This window comes from Noviluteimonas gilva, from assembly GCF_009740395.1.
In the GTDB taxonomy this organism is placed as follows: domain Bacteria; phylum Pseudomonadota; class Gammaproteobacteria; order Xanthomonadales; family Xanthomonadaceae; genus Noviluteimonas; species Noviluteimonas gilva.
Map to the genome: position 1 here is coordinate 32,953 of NZ_WOXT01000005.1, position 15,836 is coordinate 48,788.

At 66.7% G+C, this 15,836-nt stretch carries 14 protein-coding genes; 9 read left to right on the forward strand and 5 right to left on the reverse strand.

Annotated features, from left to right (window positions below):
- The first annotated feature begins 54 nt into the window (after nt 1–54).
- From trxA to GN331_RS14285, 4 genes are all read left to right on the forward strand, one after another.
- On the forward strand, nt 55–933 hold the full coding sequence (gene trxA / locus GN331_RS14270) for a thioredoxin (RefSeq protein WP_156642973.1): 879 nt from the start codon (nt 55–57) through the stop codon (nt 931–933).
- 194 nt (nt 934–1,127) lie between these two features.
- Nucleotides 1,128–3,116, forward strand: coding sequence for a bifunctional serine/threonine-protein kinase/formylglycine-generating enzyme family protein (locus tag GN331_RS14275; protein ID WP_156642974.1), 1,989 nt, complete (start codon nt 1,128–1,130; stop codon nt 3,114–3,116).
- Nucleotides 3,109–3,822 carry a DUF502 domain-containing protein gene (locus tag GN331_RS14280; RefSeq protein ID WP_425489297.1) on the forward strand — a complete coding sequence of 238 codons (714 nt, stop codon included), beginning with the start codon at nt 3,109–3,111 and terminating at the stop codon, nt 3,820–3,822. Before GN331_RS14275 ends, GN331_RS14280 begins: the two co-directional genes overlap by 8 nt.
- Entirely contained in the window at nt 3,822–4,592 is a 771-nt protein-coding gene (locus tag GN331_RS14285; protein WP_156642976.1) for a queuosine precursor transporter, read from the forward strand. Before GN331_RS14280 ends, GN331_RS14285 begins: the two co-directional genes overlap by 1 nt.
- On the opposite strand, the gene GN331_RS14290 is transcribed toward GN331_RS14285, so the two are convergent.
- Both GN331_RS14290 and GN331_RS14295 read right to left on the reverse strand, forming a co-directional pair.
- On the reverse strand, nt 4,589–5,338 hold the full coding sequence (locus tag GN331_RS14290; RefSeq protein ID WP_197427158.1) for a response regulator: 750 nt from the start codon (nt 5,336–5,338) through the stop codon (nt 4,589–4,591). The two genes, GN331_RS14285 and GN331_RS14290, sit on opposite strands and share 4 nt — an antisense overlap.
- Nucleotides 5,335–6,408, reverse strand: coding sequence for a sensor histidine kinase (locus GN331_RS14295; protein ID WP_156642978.1), 1,074 nt, complete (start codon nt 6,406–6,408; stop codon nt 5,335–5,337). The genes GN331_RS14290 and GN331_RS14295 overlap by 4 nt, the downstream gene beginning before the upstream one ends.
- Before the next feature lie 145 nt (nt 6,409–6,553).
- Between GN331_RS14295 and GN331_RS14300 the strand changes: the two genes are divergently transcribed.
- The 3 genes from GN331_RS14300 (at nt 6,554) to GN331_RS14310 (ending at nt 11,829) form a co-directional block, all read left to right on the forward strand.
- Nucleotides 6,554–7,444 carry a TolB family protein gene (locus GN331_RS14300; RefSeq protein ID WP_197427159.1) on the forward strand — a complete coding sequence of 297 codons (891 nt, stop codon included), beginning with the start codon at nt 6,554–6,556 and terminating at the stop codon, nt 7,442–7,444.
- A gap of 142 nt (nt 7,445–7,586) precedes the next feature.
- The gene (locus tag GN331_RS14305) at nt 7,587–9,665 is read left to right on the forward strand and encodes a M13 family metallopeptidase (RefSeq protein WP_197427183.1); all 2,079 of its coding nucleotides are present in this window, start codon (nt 7,587–7,589) and stop codon (nt 9,663–9,665) included.
- A gap of 157 nt (nt 9,666–9,822) precedes the next feature.
- Nucleotides 9,823–11,829: a M13 family metallopeptidase gene (locus GN331_RS14310; RefSeq protein WP_156642981.1), complete on the forward strand. Its 2,007-nt coding sequence runs from the start codon at nt 9,823–9,825 to the stop codon at nt 11,827–11,829.
- A 652-nt stretch (nt 11,830–12,481) separates the two neighbouring features.
- Here GN331_RS14310 and GN331_RS14315 read toward each other — a convergent pair.
- The gene (locus tag GN331_RS14315) at nt 12,482–13,147 is read right to left on the reverse strand and encodes a rhomboid family intramembrane serine protease (protein WP_156642982.1); all 666 of its coding nucleotides are present in this window, start codon (nt 13,145–13,147) and stop codon (nt 12,482–12,484) included.
- Between the two features lie 56 nt (nt 13,148–13,203).
- Between GN331_RS14315 and GN331_RS14320 the strand changes: the two genes are divergently transcribed.
- A complete protein-coding gene (locus GN331_RS14320; protein WP_156642983.1) occupies nt 13,204–13,812 on the forward strand; it encodes a 2OG-Fe(II) oxygenase in 609 nt (202 codons plus the stop codon).
- Between the two features lie 2 nt (nt 13,813–13,814).
- Here GN331_RS14320 and GN331_RS14325 read toward each other — a convergent pair whose 3' ends face one another.
- Nucleotides 13,815–14,159: an MGMT family protein gene (locus GN331_RS14325; protein ID WP_156642984.1), complete on the reverse strand. Its 345-nt coding sequence runs from the start codon at nt 14,157–14,159 to the stop codon at nt 13,815–13,817.
- 41 nt (nt 14,160–14,200) lie between these two features.
- On the opposite strand from GN331_RS14325, the gene GN331_RS14330 reads away from it, so the two are divergent.
- On the forward strand, nt 14,201–14,611 hold the full coding sequence (locus tag GN331_RS14330) for a hypothetical protein (protein ID WP_156642985.1): 411 nt from the start codon (nt 14,201–14,203) through the stop codon (nt 14,609–14,611).
- A 99-nt stretch (nt 14,612–14,710) separates the two neighbouring features.
- Here the strand turns inward: GN331_RS14330 and GN331_RS14335 are convergent, their stop codons facing one another.
- Nucleotides 14,711–15,832: an inorganic phosphate transporter gene (locus GN331_RS14335; RefSeq protein ID WP_156642986.1), complete on the reverse strand. Its 1,122-nt coding sequence runs from the start codon at nt 15,830–15,832 to the stop codon at nt 14,711–14,713.
- Nucleotides 15,833–15,836 lie beyond the last annotated feature (4 nt).

Sequence of the window (15,836 nt, forward strand, 5' to 3'; positions counted from 1 at the left end):
TGCCGGCAAGCAGGGCCGTCCCCATCTCCGGCGCATCCCACCTCGCGAACCGCCATGGCCACCACCGCTTCCCCGCACGTTTTCGACGCCACTGCCGAGACCTTCGAGTCCGAGGTTCTGCAGAGCTCCCTGCAAACCCCCGTGCTCGTGGATTTCTGGGCCGAGTGGTGCGGACCGTGCAAGACGCTCGGCCCGATCCTCGAAAAGCTCGCGGGCGAATACAACGGCGCGTTCCGCCTGGCGAAGATCGATGTCGACAAGGAGCAGCAACTCGCGGCCGCCTTCCAGGTGCGCTCGATCCCCACCGTGTATTTGGTGAAGGACGGTCAGCTCGTCGACGGTTTCCCCGGTGCGCTGCCCGAAGGCCAGTTGCGCGAATTCCTCACGCACCACGGCATCGTGCCGGGCGCGCCGCAGGAAGACGCGGCGCCTGAAGAGATCGCACCCGAACCGCCGGCCGATCCGCATGCCGAAGTGATGCGCCTGCGCAAACTCGTCGAAACCGAAGCCGACAAGCCGGAACATCGCCTCGACCTCGCCCTCGCGCTGCTGCAAACCGGCAATGCGCACGAGGCCGAACAACTGCTCGATGCCCTGCCCGCCAACCTCGCGCAGGACGAACGCGCAGTGCGTGCACGTGCGCGCCTGGGCTTCGCTGCGCTGTTGAAGGACGCCCCCGCACCGCAAGTGCTGGAAGCGGCGATTTCCAGCGACCCGAAGGACCTGCGCGCGCGCCATCTGCTCGGCGTGCATCGCATCGTGTCCGGCGATGCGGAAGCCGGCCTGGAACAGTTCCTCGAGATGCTGCGGCTGGACCGCACCTTCGACGAAGGCCTGCCGCGCAAGGCGCTCATCGATGCCTTCCAGGTGGTCGACGACGCCGAACTCGTCGGCCGCGTACGCCGTCGCATGGCCTCGCTGCTGCTGGTGTGACCCACGCACGGGTGACGGACATCACGTAAGGACTCTGCACGTCACGCTGCGACGCAACACGTCGCGTGAAGACGCCCTTCACGGTCGGCGGTGCATGAACCCATCAGGAACATGGCCGCCAGCGGTCTCCCCGCGGCTGGCTGGCCGTGTTTGCGCAGCGTATTCTTCCGCGACGGAACAGGGGACCGTGAACAATGAGCGTGGATACGTCGTCGCATCACGACGCCACCAATGCGCTGCCGCGCATCGCGGGCTTTCGCCTGCTGCGCGAGATCGGCCAGGGCGGCATGTCGACGGTGTACCTCGCCGAGCAGGAGTCGCTCGGCCGCAAGGTCGCACTCAAGGTGATGCTGCCCGAGGCGCTGACCGACGAGGTCAGCCGCCGCCGCTTCGAGAATGAAGCGCGCACGATCGCCCGCCTCGACCACCCCAACATCGTCGGCATCTACGAAGTCGGCCGCACCGCCGACGACCTGCCCTTCTACGCGATGCCTTACCTCGGCCGCGGCCATCTCGGTTTGCGGATCGCGCGGCAGGACGGCCGCACCAAGGATCAGTCCCGCGTCATCGCCACGCTGCGTTCGCTGCTGGAAGCGCTCGACTACGCGCACATGCGCGGCGTCGTGCATCGCGACGTCAAGGCCGAGAACGTGTTGTTCGACGATGCCGAGCGCCCGCAGCTCGCCGACTTCGGCATCGCATTACGCAAGGGCATCAATCCGCGCCTGACGATGACGGGACTCGCGGTGGGCAGCACCGCGTACATGCCGCCGGAACAGGCGCGCGGCGAAGACGTCGACAGTCGCGCCGATCTGTACAGCATCGGCGTGCTCGCCTGGGAAATGCTCACCGGTGTGTTGCCGTACAACGCCGCCGATGCGTTGTCGATGGCGGTGATGCACGCCAAGGATCCGATTCCGCGCCTGCCCGCCGAACTGATGCACTGGCAGCGCTTCATCGACAAGTCGCTCGCCAAGTCGCGCACCGCGCGATTCCGCAGCGCGCAGCAGATGCTCGAAGCGCTGGATCGCATCGAACGCGGTGGCTTCTCGTTCGCGGCGATGTTCGCGAATTTCGCCCAAGTCTGGCGCCGCACGCGCCTGATGCCCAAGCCGTTGTTGATCGGCGGCGGATTGCTGTGCGCGGCGATGATCGGCGTGGCCTCGCAACACGACAACGGCGGGGAAGATTTCTTCCGCGTCGAAACCCTGCCCGAAGTGCGCAAGCCGATCGTGCCGGTCGTGACCGATCGCATGCTGCGGCCGCCGCCCGAATCGCCGGCGCAGCAGTGGGTAACCTCCGCCGAAAAGCAACTCGCTTCGCGCAAGCTCACCACGCCGCAGGGCGACAACGCCTACGACAGCGTGCTCGCCGCGTGGGATTCCGACCCGGCGCACGCGGGCCTGCCGCCGCTCGTGGTCGGCGTGCTCGCGTCGCTCGGCGACGAGATGGCGATGCGCCTGCGTCGCGGCGACGAGGACCGTGCGCGCGAATACCTGCAGCGCGCGACGCAATTCGCCGATCGCACCGCGCCGCTCGGCACCGAAGCCCTGCACGGGATCCACGAGAAGGCGGCCGAAGCGCTGCGCAAGCGCGTGGTCGCCGACGAGAAGAGCCGCAACCGCAAGGACGCCCTCGCCGCCGCCGCGCTCGCCAACGAGTTCGCGGGCGACCAGGCGCTCGGCGACACCCTGCGTGCGCGCGCGGAGAAAATCACGGTCGCCAGCGCGGATACGACTGAAACGGCGATCGCCGCCACCTCGAGCAGCGCGTCGTCGCAATCGTCGATGCGCACGTTGACTCGGGCCGAATACGCGCGCTTCGTCGCCGCCACCGGCCGCGAATCCTCGCTGTGCCGCGAACGCATGTCGCTGCTGCGCATCGTCAAGCCGCGCACCTGGCGCGAGCCGGGATTCGAACAGGCCGAAACGCAACCGGTGGTCTGCATCTCCTACGAAGACGCCGTGGCCTACACGCATTGGGCGAGCCGCAACGGCAGCAAGGTGCGCCTGCCGACCAGCAACGAAGTGGGCGCCTCGCCGTCGCAAACCGGGGCCCGCAATTTCGCCACGTGGCTGCGCGACGGTTCGGTCGCCGGCACGGGTTGGCGCGGGCCGAAGCCGCGGACGATCGAGCGCGCGCGCGGCTACGACGACATTACCGTGAAGTTGGTGCATGACTGACCGCGTGGCGCCCCATAATGGTGCCATGCGCAAACCCTCCCCCCGTCCCAGCCTCCGCCGGCTTTTCATCACCGGTGTCCTGACCCTGTTGCCGATCTGGCTGACGTGGGTCGTCGTGAAGTTCGTCTTCGTGTTGTTGTCCGACACCAGCCGGCCGCTGATCGGTCCGCTGCTCGCAACGCTCGCCGAGGTCAATCCGCGGGCGCTGGGGTGGCTGATCGAACCCTGGGTGCAGACGGCGATCGCGTTGTTCGCGACCCTCGCCGTGATCCTGATGTCCGGCGTGATGGCCCGCGTGGTCGTCGGGCAGACGGTGTTGCGGTGGTTCGAAGGCTTGGTCAAGCGCATCCCGCTCGCCTCGACGATCTACGGCAGCGCGCGCCAGTTGCTCGATATCCTGCAGACCAAACCCGACGGCACGCAGCGCGTGGTGCTGATCGACTTCCCGCACACCGAGATGAAGAGCGTCGGCTTCGTCACGCGCGTGATGCGCGAACACGGCACCGGGCGCGAACTCGCCGCGGTCTACGTGCCGACCACGCCGAACCCGACTTCCGGTTACCTGGAAATCGTGCCGGTCGAAAAAATGACGCCGACCGACTGGACCGTCGACCAGGCCATGAGCTTCATCATCTCCGGTGGCGCGGTGTCGCCGGATTCGATTCCCTTCGCGCCGCCTCCGCGCGGTGAGCATCCCGCGCCCTGATGTATCCCAATCCCCTCGCCGACCGTGCCACGCGGCTGTTCATCGCGCTGGCCGCGTTCTTCTGCGTCAACGCGGTGCTCGCCGAGTTCATCGGCGTCAAGATCTTCGCGCTCGAAGACACGCTCGGCATCGCGCCCTTCCAGTGGAACCTGTTCGGGCAGACGGGGTCGCTCAGTTTCACCGCGGGCACGTTGTTGTGGCCGATGGTCTTCATCTTCACCGACGTGATCAACGAGTTCTTCGGCAAGCGCGGCGTGCGCATGATTTCGTGGATCGCCGTCGTGTTGATCATCTACGGGTTCCTCTTCGCCTTCGCCGCGATCTCGCTCGCGCCCGCGGATTGGTGGGTCGAAGCGGCGCAATCCCAGGGCGTGCCGGATTACCAGAAGGCGTTCGCGGCGGTGTTCGGGCAAGGGCTGTGGACGATCGGCGGCTCGGTGGTCGCCTTCATGATCGGCCAGCTGATCGACGTCTCGGTGTTCCATCGCATCCGCGAACGCACGGGCGAAAAGCACGTGTGGTTGCGCGCGACCGGATCGACGGCGGTGTCGCAACTCGTCGACAGCTTCGTCGTGCTCTACATCGCGTTCGTGATCGGGCCGCAGCACTGGCCGATCTCGCTCTTCCTCGCAGTCAGCACGGTGAACTACGCGTACAAGATGCTGGCGGCGATCGTCTTGATTCCGCTGATCTATGCGCTGCGCCGTGCGATCACGGCCTATCTCGGTGAAGCGCGCGCGCACGAGCTGCGCGAAGTCGCCGCCGCCTAGTTCGCGGACACCCGCTCGCTTTCCGGCAATCCCAGTGCGCGGCGCAGGTCCGCGCGATAGCTCCGGCCCGACGTCAGTCGCAAGCCGCTGCGCATCCGCACGACGTACTGGCCGGACGCGTGCGGCTCGACCTGGTCGATCTGCGCGATGCGCACGATGCGCGAGCGATGGATGCGCACGAACACCCGCGGATCCAACCGCGCAAGCACGTGCGCCATCGTCTCGCGCACGAGCAGCGCGCGCCCGCCCATGCGCAGCTCAACGTAATTGCCCTGCGCAATGACGCATTCGAGTTCGTCCACCGCGATCATGCGCAAGCGCTGGCCATCGGAGACGGCAATGCGATCGGGATAGTGCGCCGACGGCGCGGCTTGGACCGACAACGCATCGCGCACGCGTTCGATCGAACGTGCCAGGCGATCGGGGGCGACGGGCTTCACCAGGTAATCCACGGCGCGCGCGTCGAAGGCACGCACGGCGTGCTCGGAGTACGCAGTAACGAAGACGACCTGCGGCCGTTGCGACGTCGGCAGGCGTTCGAGCATCGCAAAGCCATCGACCTGCGGCATGCGCACGTCGAGGAACAACACATCGACGGGCAACGCACGCAGGCCCGCGACCGCGGTCGGACCATCGCCATATTCGGCGACCACTTCGACATCCGCTTCCGCAGCCAGCAAACGACCCAGGCGCGCGCGGGCGAGCGGTTCGTCGTCGATGATCGCGGCGCGCAAGGGCAGCGTCACGCGGCGACCTTCGCGGTGGCATCGCGCGACAGCGGCAGGCGCACGCGCGCTTCCGTGCCGCCGGTGGGCAGGGCGATCAGTTCGAAGGCCTGCGCGTCGCCGTACAACAGGCGCAGGCGCGCGCGGATGTTCGACAGGCCGACGCCTTCGCGTGGAGATGGCGCGCATGCGGCGCCGTCGTCGCGGATCGCCAGATGCAGCGTGTCGCCGTCGCACCACGCGCGCACTTCGAGCACGCCCGGTGCGATCTTCGCCGCGATCGCATGGCGGATCGCGTTTTCCGCAAGCGGCTGCAACAGCATCGGCGGCACGAGCGCATCGTCCAGGCGCGGTGCGATGTCCCAATGCACGCGCATGCGATCGCCCAGGCGCGCCTGTTCGATCTGAAGGTAATGGCGCAGCAGCCGCAATTCTTCGTCGAGCGTGACCACGCGTGTTTCGCGCCGCTCCAGGCTGTTGCGCAGCAATTCGCCCAGGCCCACCAGCATGCGATCGGCGGCATCGGGATCGCGGTGGATGGTTTCGGCGATGGAGTTCAGCGCGTTGAACAAAAAGTGCGGGTCGAGTTGCGCGCGTAAGGCATCGAGTTGCGTTTCGGCCAGGCGCGCCTGCAATTGTTCGGCCAGGCGTTGGCGTTCCCACGCACGACGCGCGTACAGCACCGCGTGGCCGACACCGATGTTCAGCCACGACAACAGGAAGTTGTTGAAGACGCTGGTGACCAGCACGTCGGAGAACGCTGGCAAGGTCGCGTACCAACCGAGCAGCGGATTGCAGACGTAGATCGTCACCGCGCGGAAGAACACGACCGCGAATGCGGCAAGCATCGACACCGCGATCGATTGCGCGATGCGGCCGCGTTCGATCGGGAAGCGCTCGGACACCCACAGCAACGCGAGCGAACACGGGATCCACAACCACGCCGACAGCAGGCCGCGCCGGAGCGCATCGGCCACGGTGAGCGTCTCGTCGGAGAACTGCATCGTGAGCAGTTGGCCCGCGGTGACCACGCCTTCCAGCGTCCACCACAGGCAGACCGCACCGATGAGCAGGAGGCGATGCCGTTGCATGGACGCCACGCTACCACCGGGGGCTTGCGTTGCAACCGCGATCCGGTGCGTTCGTCACGCCGCGCGGTGCGTTGGTCACATCGGCCTTGCGGGCCGCGCGGCGAAGGCGCGCCATGCGCCCCGCATCCACGCCAAGGAGCTGTCCATGCAACGCGCAGTCCTCACCCTGTCCCTCGCCGCCGCCCTGCTCGCCGCCGCCGCGCCCGCGCTGGCCGGCGGGAAATGCCCCACGCCGAAAGTGTTCGCGCCCGGCGTCATCTCGATGCCCGGCAACAACTGGGAATCGCGCCTCACGCTTTCCCCCGACCGCAGCCTGGCCCTGTGGGCCGTCGGCAACGGTTTCGCGGGCGAACAACTCGTCGTGCTGATGTCGCGCGCCACGCGGCGTGGCTGGAGCACGCCGGTGCTCGCACCCTTCTCCGGCACCTACGACGACGTCGACACGATCTTTTCGCCCGACGGCAAGACCGTGTTCTTTTCCTCGCGCAGGCCGGTGAACGCCGGCGATCCGCCGCGCGCCGACTTCGACCTGTGGCGCGTGCGTTACGACGAACGCCATGGCTTCGGCACGCCGGTGCATCTCGCCGGCCCGAGCACCGATGCCGATGAGCTGTATCCGAGCATCGATCGCGACGGGAACCTCTACTACGGCAGCAACCGCGACAACGCATCGTGGGATGTGTGGCGCAGCCGACGTCAGTCGAACGGCGCGTTTTCCGAAGGCGACAAGTTGTCGGGCGCGGTCAACACCGACGACTACTGGGAATACAACCCGGAGATCTCGCCGAACGGAAAGACGCTGCTCTTCGCCTCGCTCTCGCGGCCCGGTGGTTACGGCTGGGGCGACATCTACCGCAGCGACAAGCGCCATGGCCAGTTCACCTCGGCCCGCAACCTCGGCCCCTGCGTGAACTCCACCGCCGACGATTACCACCCGACGATGCTGTGGGAGGAAGGCGCGCTGATCTACCTGCGCAACTTCATCGAAGACCCCGACTGGTACCCGGATTTCTTCATCATTCCGCTCGACTTGTAAAACTTCCGTTCAAGGGGCGGGCGGCGTGACCTTCGACACGCCGCCCGTGCCCCCGGCAGACGGTAGAGTCGGCTGTCGCCCTTTGCGTGGGCGCCCGTCTATGCCCAATCCGGAGTGTCCCGTGAGCCGTAAACCCAAGGTTCTGCTGTTGTCCCTGTCCATCGTCGCCGCGCTCGCGGCCTGCAAGCCGGCCGAGAAAGCCGCCGGCGACACCGCCGCCCCGGGCGAAGGCGCCGCGCCGAAGCTCACCCTCGACGAGAGCAAGCTGCCGGGCGTGAATTCCTTCCAGGCCGCCGACCTCGACACGTCGAAGAACGCGTGCACCGACTTCAACGGCTACGTCAACAGCAAGTGGCTCGCCGCCAACCCGATCCCGGGCGACCGCACCTCGTGGGGCGCGTTCGAAATGCTCGACGAACGCTCCACCGCCGTGCAGCGCCAACTCGCCGAACAGGCGGCCGCCGATGCCAACGCCAAGGGCGTGGAGAAGATCATCGGCGACCTGTGGTCGACCGGCATGGACGAGGCGAAGATCGAAGCGCAGGGCATCAAGCCGATCGAATCGCGCCTGGCCGCGATCGACAAGCTGACCGACGCCGATTCGCTGTCGGCCTACATGCGCGACACCGCGTCGAAGGGCGAAGGCACGCTGTTCGGCTTCGGCCCCGAGGCCGACTTCAAGGATTCGTCGATGAACACCGCCTACGCCACGCAGAGTGGCCTGGGCCTGCCGGATCGCAACTACTACTTCGACGCCGACAAGAAGCAGAACCGCGACGACTACGAAAAGCACATCGCCAAGGTGCTCGAACTCGGTGGCACGCCCGCCGCCGACGCCGCCAAGCAGGCGAAGGACGTGATGGCGTTCGAAACGCGCCTGGCCAAGGTGTCCAAGTCGAGCGAGGAAATGCAGCGCGACATCTCGCTGTACTACAACCCCGTTTCGCTCGCCGACGCCGACAAGCTCACGCCGGGCTTCTCGTGGGAAGAGTTCTTCAAGTCGCAGGGTGTCGCGGCGCCGAAGGCGTTCTCGCTCGCGATGCCGGCCTTCCACGAAGAGTGGAACAAGATGCGCAGCGACACGCCGATCGACCAGTGGAAGCACTACCTGCGCTTCCATGTGATCGATGAAGCCTCGCCGTATCTGGGCAACGCGTTCGTGCAGGAGAACTTCAACTTCTACGGCGCGGCGATGCGCGGCCAGAAGGAAATGAAGCCGCGCTGGAAGCGCGTGCTGGCCACCACCAACAGCCAGGCCGGCGAAGCGCTCGGCCAGATGTACGTGCAGGTCGCCTTCCCCGCCGAATCCAAGGCGCGCATGGAAACGCTGGTGCAGAACCTGCGCGACGCGCTCAAGGTGCGCCTGGAAAACCTCGCGTGGATGAGCCCGGAAACCAAGAAGAAGGCGATGGAAAAGTGGGCCGCCTTCAAGCCGAAGATCGGCTATCCGGACAAGTGGCGCCCGTGGGACGGCCTGGAAACCTCACGCGACAGCTACATCGGCAACGTGCTGGCCGCCAACGAGTACAACTACAAGTACGAGATGTCGAAGATCGGCAAGCCGGTGGACAAGACCGAATGGGGCATGACGCCGCAGCTGGTCAACGCCTCGTACAACCCGCTGGCCAACGAGATCACCTTCCCGGCCGCGATCCTGCAGCCGCCGTTCTTCGACCCCAAGGCCGACGATCCGACCAACTACGGCGGCATCGGCGCGGTCATCGGCCATGAAATGATCCATGGCTACGACGACCAGGGCAGCCGCTTCGGGCCGACCGGCAACTTCGAGAACTGGTGGAGCCCGGCCGATGCGAAGGGCTTCAAGGGCCTGACCGACATGCTGGTCGCGCAGTTCGACGGTTACGAAGCCGCGCCGGGCAAGAAGCTCAATGGCAACCTGACGCTGGGCGAGAACATCGCCGACCTCGGCGGCCTCAACGTCGCCTACCAGGCGATGAAGAAGGCCACCGACGGCGCGCCGGATCCCAAGACCAACGGCTTCACCAACGACCAGCGCTTCTTCCTCAACTTCGGCACCGTGTGGCGCCGCAGCATGACGGAGAAGGAAATCGACCGCCGCATCGCGACCGACGAGCACGCGCTCGCCAGCTTCCGCGCGATCGGCGCGCCGTCGAACATGCCCGAGTTCGCCACCGCGTTCTCGTGCAAGCCGACCGACCCGATGGTGCGTGGCGAAGGCAAGCGGATCGTGATCTGGTAATCCTGATCCGTTCAGGGCGTCCCGCTTTGCGCGATCGAGAAAAGGCCCGGGAAACCGGGCCTTTTCCTTTTGTGATCCGCTGCCGCTTCCGTTCATCCTGCTGGTGGACAAGCGCTTGCTACACTCGTCCGGACTTTTTCATCAGGTTGCACACGCGATGACGCAAAGACCCCTCGCCCTTGCCCTCGGCCTGATCCTCGTCGCGGGGCTGGCCTCGCCCGACGCGATGGCGCAGAAGAAGAAGAAATCCGCCAAGCCCAAGGCGCCGCCCGCGCCGACGGCGTGCACCGATTTCTACAGCGTCGCCACCGCGGACTGGGCCAAGGCGCATCCGGTGCCGGCGACGGGCAGCGTGTCGGCGATGGGCGAGTTGTCCGAGCGTTCGCTGCAGCAACAGCGCGACCTGCTCGACGCGGCGATGCAAGGCCCGCAAGGCAACGTGCAAAAGCTGCTCGGCGATTTCTGGGCGAGCGGCCTGGACGAAGCCGCGGTCGAACGCGACGGCGCAAATCCCGTCGCACCGCTGCTCTCGCGCATCGACGGCATCCGCAAGGCGAAGGACATCGCGCCGGCCATCGCGGCGCTGCACCAGGTCGGCATCCCGGTCGCGTTCAACTTCGGCGCCGACATCGACCTGCGCGATCTCTCGCGCCACATCGGTTACTTCAGCCAGGGCGGCCTGGGCATGCCCGACCCTGCGTTCTATACGCGCGGCGATGCCGACACCAAGGCGGTGATGTCGCGCTACGAGGATTACGTCAAGAAGATCCTCACGCTGTCGGGCACGCCGGCCGATCGCCTCGATGCCGATGCGAAGGCCGTCATCGATCTGGAAACGCGCATCGCACAGGCCAGCAAGCCGATCGTGTCGTTGCGCGACTACCAGGCCAACTACGCGCCGGTGGCGGTGACGGACATCGCCAAGACCTACAAGCGCCTGCAGCTGGCCGAGTTCCTCAAGGCACAGGGCGTCACCGACGACACGGTGTCGATCGCAAACCCGCAGTTGTTCGCGCAACTCGAAGCGATGGCCGGCAGCCTGCCGCCGTCGCAATGGCAGGCGTACCTGCGCTTCCACGTCGGCAATGCGATGGCGCCGTATCTTGCGAAGGCCTGGCGCGACGCCGAATTCGAATTCCGTGGCCGCGTGCTGCGCAGCCAGTCCACGCCGCCGGAACGCTGGCGCCAGGTGCTCGACGCGATCAACACCGCGGCCGGCCCGATGCTCGGCCACGAATACGCCGCGCGCTACGTGCCGGCGGGAACGAAGGCGCGCGCCGAGCAGATCGCGACGGACGTGCGTGGCGCATTGGGTCGCGCGGTGGATCGCAGCCCGTGGATGGGCGCGAGCGCGAAGGCCGAAGCGAAGGCCAAGCTCGACAAGCTCAAGATCGAAATCGGCACGCCGCGCCGCGACCTGGATTACAGCGTGCAGCCGATGGGCCGCGGCAGTTTCGGCGGCAACATGCTGATCGCCTCGACCTGGCGCCATCGCGAAGAAATGAAGCGCATCGGCCGCGGCAACGCGGATCGTCGTTGGGACGTGCTGCCGCAGCAGCCGACGCTCGCCTACGACATCGCGCAGAACCGCCTGATCGTCACCGCCGCGATGTTGCAGGCGCCGGTGCTCGACATGAGTGCGGATCCGGCGTCGCAGTACGGTTCGTTCGGCGCGCTGGTCGGCATGGAACTCGGCCACGCGGTCGACAACAAGGGGCGCCTGATCGATTCGAAGGACACCATTCGCGACTGGTGGACGCCGGCGGAGAACGATGCGTGGAATGCGCTCGGCCAGCGCGTAACGGCGCAATACGGACAGTTCGAAGATCCGGCGCTGACGGGCGTCAGGATCAACGCCTCGCAGACGCTCAACGCGAACATGGCGGACCTGTCGGGCATCGAATTGGCGTGGGATGCATGGCGCAACGGCAACGCCGCCGCCGATGCCACGGCGCAAAAGGCCTTCTACCAGGGCTGGGCGAACCTGTGGGCGCAGCAGAGCAGCGCACAGGACGCCACCGCACGTGCGGCGACGAGCGTGCACGCGCCGGGCAAGTGGCGCGTCAACGGTCCGCTGATCAATCTCCCGGCGTTCGGCGAGGCTTACACCTGCAAGGCCGGCAGCGCGATGGTGTCGAAGGATCCGATCCGCATCTGGCCGTAGTTCGGCTCCACCAGTGCGGCGCGACGGCACGCCGCACTGGATGTCCTTTTGCTACACGAAGAGCGAGCCACGCTCCGCAAAAGGACATCCAGCACGACGCACCGCTGCGCGTAACGCCTGAGCGTTTCGCGACAGCCCTTGCTGAATGTGTGCGTCGCTAGTGGATCGATTCGCGCCAACTGCCAGCACTCCAGTGGGTCGGAACATTCCCCACCTCGGCGCTCGCATCGTCATGCATGGTCGCCTCTGGCAGGCGATGTTCCTCGCGGCGATCTGATGGCAAAGCGGAGTTTCGCTCCGCCCATGCGCACCTCGTCTTGGTGCAAGCAGGATCTGGTCTTCGACCCAGTGAACCTCGTCGCCGCCGCTTCACCCCTCAGATCGCCGCGAGGAACGGCGCCTGCCAGAGGCGACGAAGTCACGACGGTGCGCGCGCCGAGGTGGGCGACGTTCCGTCCGTCTGGTGGGCTGGCAGTTGGCGCGGCACCATCAAATCGAGACGCGCCAACTCAAAAGCGGATGTCGCGCAATCTAGAGCGTGGTGCGCAGTGGACGTCGCGTTGGAGGCCACATTGCGGAGTGTTTGCTCGTCACGGAGCAATGTGGCCTCCAATGCGGCGCGCCACTGCGCCCGTCTGGTGGAACCACAAGATCAGCGAACGATGCGCGGCCTAGGTGGCGGGCGGCGGCCGAACGGCGGCTGCCCGCGCCAGTAACGAATCAACAACCAGCCGAACAACATCCCGCCCAGGTGCGCGAAGTGCGCAACCCCGGGTTGCGCGCCGGAAATGCCGAGCAGCAACTCGATGACACCGTACCCGATGACGAGCGTGCGCGCCTTCATCGGAATGGGCGGGAACAACAACATCACGCGCTGGTTCGGGAACAACATCCCGTACGCGAGCAGCAGGCCGAAGATGCCGCCGGAGGCGCCGAGCGTCGGGGCGACCGCGCCGCCCGATTGCATCGACCACCACGCCACGCCGAGCTGGCACAACGCCGCGCCGACGATGCAGGTGAAGTAATACGTCGCGAACCGCTTGTTGCCCCACGTGTACTCGAGCGGCGCACCGAACATCGCCAGCGCAAGCATGTTGAAGAGCAGATGGAAGACACTGTTCGGATCGTGCATGAACCCGTAGGTCACGAGCTGCCACGGCATGAACGGCGACGCGTCCGTGTAGCGCTGGTCCAGCCCGATCGGCCAGAGCTCGAAGATGTCGAGTGCACTGGAGTTGCGCAGCAGCAGCTGCAATGCGAACACAACACCGTTGGCGATCAGCAACGCCTTGGTGACGGGCGGCAGGCGGGGAAACATGCGGGAGAGGCTCTCTTCGACGGGGGATTCGGGGGGAGCGCGGCTATCATAGCGGCATGATCCCGCATGCCGCCGTGCACGACGTCGCGACCATCGCCGACGCCCTGCGCGCCCGCGGCGCGTGCCGGTTGCCCGACTTCCCCGACGCTGCCGCCGCGCGGGCGCTGCGTGAAGACCTCGACCGGCTGCAAGCCGCCGGTGCCCTCGCCTCCGCCGCGGTCGGCCATGGCGCCTCGCTCGGGCAGCGCGCCGAAATCCGTGGCGATGCGACCCTCTGGCTCGACGACGCGCGCACCGGCCGCGCAGCGGCCGCGTTCCTGGCGTCACTCGACGGATTGCGCATCGAACTCAACCGCCGCCTGTTCCTCGGCGCCGATGAAGTCGAAGCGCATTACGCCGCGTATCCCGCGGGCGCGCGTTACGCGCGGCATCGCGATCGTTTCCGCGACGACGACGCGCGCGTGATCTCCTTCGTGTCCTATCTCAATCCCGATTGGCGCGACGACGACGGCGGCGCGCTGCGCCTGTCGCTCGACGATGGCGACATCGACGTCGTGCCGCGCACCGGCAGCATCTGTTTCCTCAGCGAACTCGAACACGAAGTGCTGCCCGCCACGCGCGAACGCCGCAGCATCGCCGCGTGGATGCGCCGCCGCCCGCGCTGATGTCAGCGCGGCCGCCAGAGTGCGGCGTCGAGGTTGCCGTCGAGATCCGGAACCGACGCTGCGATGCGCACGCGACCTGCGCGCACGTCGACGCCTTCGGCGCGCAACCGTTGCGTCTGTTCGCGATAGCCCTTGGAATTCGGCGGGAATGCGATCTTGCCGTCGCTGCGCAAGACACGATGCCAGGGCAAGTCGGGCGCGCTGTGTTCACGCAGCACGCGCGCGACCATGCGTGCGCGGCCCGGCAGCCCGGCGCGGCGCGCCACGTGGCCGTAACCCGCGACCTGGCCCGGGGGAATCGCACGAATGGCGGCAAGAATCCGCTCGGCGGGAGACAGGTCGGCCATGAGGGTCTAGCATAGCGATTCCGCGCCCCCCGGACCCCCGCATGCAGAACTTCGAGCAGATCCGTACGCACCTTGCCCAAGGCAGCTTCCGCATCACGATGACGGAGCCTTACGTCATGTGCGTCGAACTCTCGCTCGAACAGGGCACGCGTCACCAGGCCATCTTCCTGTCGGAAATGGTCGACGACGATGGTCGCAATTACCTGCGCGTGAGCACGGCGGTCGCGCCGACGACAGGCCTGGATGCGCGCCGTGCGCTCGCGTTCAATTGGGAAAGCCGCGTGGGTTATCTCGCCATCGGCGAACTCGACGGCGTGCCGTACCTGCAGTTGTGCGAGAACCGCCCGTACGACCACGTGTCGCCGTCCGAAGTCGACCGCCTGATCCTGGAAATCGGCGGCATGGGCGATCGCATGGAACGCATGCTGTCGGCAGGCGGCGACCTGCTCTAAGCCGTCACCCCTGATCCAAGGAAGCGCGCGCCGTCATCCCCCTCCCAAGGGGGATCGAGCGCGCAACGCGCGCTCGAGGGGGATAAAGCTCCCGCGCAACTACGCCCAGCCCAACATCTCGACCAGGCGGAACATCCCGTACGCGATACCGCCGGCCGCGGGGATCGTCAGGATCCACGCCCACACGATGCGCTCGATCACGGTGATCTTCAGCGCGCGAGGGTTCTTCGCGAAGCCCACGCCCATGATGGCGGTGGAAATCGAATGCGTCGTCGACACCGGCATGCCGAAGTGCGCGGCGGTGACGAGGATCGTGGCGCTCGCGGTTTCCGCGGCGAAACCATCGACCGGATGCAGCTTCACCATCTTGTGGCCGAGCGTCTTGATGATGCGCCAACCGCCGGCCGCCGTACCCGCCGCCATGACGAGTGCGCAGGTCGCGACGATCCAGCTGTCGATCGAATCCTTGCCGCCATCCGGGTGCAGGAACGACAGCCAATCCGGCAATCCGTTCAACGCACCTTCCGTCTGCGCGGCGAAGATCGCCAGCGCGATGATGCCCATCGTCTTCTGCGCATCGTTGCTGCCGTGCGCGAAGCCCATGTAGGCCGCCGAACCCAACTGCGCCTTGCCGAAGAACGCGTTGACCCAACGCGGGCGCGCCGCGCGGCGGAACGGCCCGCCCATGCGATAAAAGCCGGCGATGATCGCGTACAGCAATCCGAGGATCAGCACGCCGAGCAGGAAGCCGAAGAACGGCGAGCTCACCATCGGCAGGAACACTTTCCAGAGCAGGCCCTTGTTGGTCGCCCAGTCGCCATCGCCGAGCTTGGACCAGATCAGCGAATGCCAGTTGTTGTGCGCGGCCGACAACGCGGCGCCGCACAAACCACCGATCAGCGCGTGCGACGACGACGACGGCAAGCCGCGCCACCACGTGATGAGGTTCCAGGCGATCGCGCCGAGCAGCGCGCAGATCAGCACCTGCGAAGTAACGGCGACCACGTTGGTATCGACGATGCCCGACGCGATGGTCTTCGCCACCGCGGTGCCGTAGAACGCACCGATGAGGTTCATGGCCGCGGCGAGGATCACCGCCTGGCCCGGCGACAACACCTTGGTCGCGACGACCGTCGCGATCGAATTGGCGGTGTCGTGGAAACCGTTGATGAACTCGAAGATCAGCGCGAACGCCACCACGAGCAGCACGAGGGTGAGCATGCGG

What these genes read in the sequence shown, in the direction of transcription:
- trxA (WP_156642973.1), top strand. Translation starts at nt 55, where the DNA reads ATGGCCACCACCGCTTCCCCGCACGTTTTCGACGCCACTGCCGAGACC.
- GN331_RS14275 (WP_156642974.1), top strand. Translation starts at nt 1,128, where the DNA reads ATGAGCGTGGATACGTCGTCGCATCACGACGCCACCAATGCGCTGCCG.
- GN331_RS14280 (WP_425489297.1), top strand. Translation starts at nt 3,109, where the DNA reads ATGACTGACCGCGTGGCGCCCCATAATGGTGCCATGCGCAAACCCTCC.
- GN331_RS14285 (WP_156642976.1), top strand. Translation starts at nt 3,822, where the DNA reads ATGTATCCCAATCCCCTCGCCGACCGTGCCACGCGGCTGTTCATCGCG.
- GN331_RS14295 (WP_156642978.1), bottom strand. Translation starts at nt 6,408, where the DNA reads ATGCAACGGCATCGCCTCCTGCTCATCGGTGCGGTCTGCCTGTGGTGG.
- GN331_RS14300 (WP_197427159.1), top strand. Translation starts at nt 6,554, where the DNA reads ATGCAACGCGCAGTCCTCACCCTGTCCCTCGCCGCCGCCCTGCTCGCC.
- GN331_RS14310 (WP_156642981.1), top strand. Translation starts at nt 9,823, where the DNA reads ATGACGCAAAGACCCCTCGCCCTTGCCCTCGGCCTGATCCTCGTCGCG.
- GN331_RS14315 (WP_156642982.1), bottom strand. Translation starts at nt 13,147, where the DNA reads ATGTTTCCCCGCCTGCCGCCCGTCACCAAGGCGTTGCTGATCGCCAAC.
- GN331_RS14320 (WP_156642983.1), top strand. Translation starts at nt 13,204, where the DNA reads ATGATCCCGCATGCCGCCGTGCACGACGTCGCGACCATCGCCGACGCC.
- GN331_RS14325 (WP_156642984.1), bottom strand. Translation starts at nt 14,159, where the DNA reads ATGGCCGACCTGTCTCCCGCCGAGCGGATTCTTGCCGCCATTCGTGCG.
- GN331_RS14330 (WP_156642985.1), top strand. Translation starts at nt 14,201, where the DNA reads ATGCAGAACTTCGAGCAGATCCGTACGCACCTTGCCCAAGGCAGCTTC.
- GN331_RS14335 (WP_156642986.1), bottom strand. Translation starts at nt 15,832, where the DNA reads ATGCTCACCCTCGTGCTGCTCGTGGTGGCGTTCGCGCTGATCTTCGAG.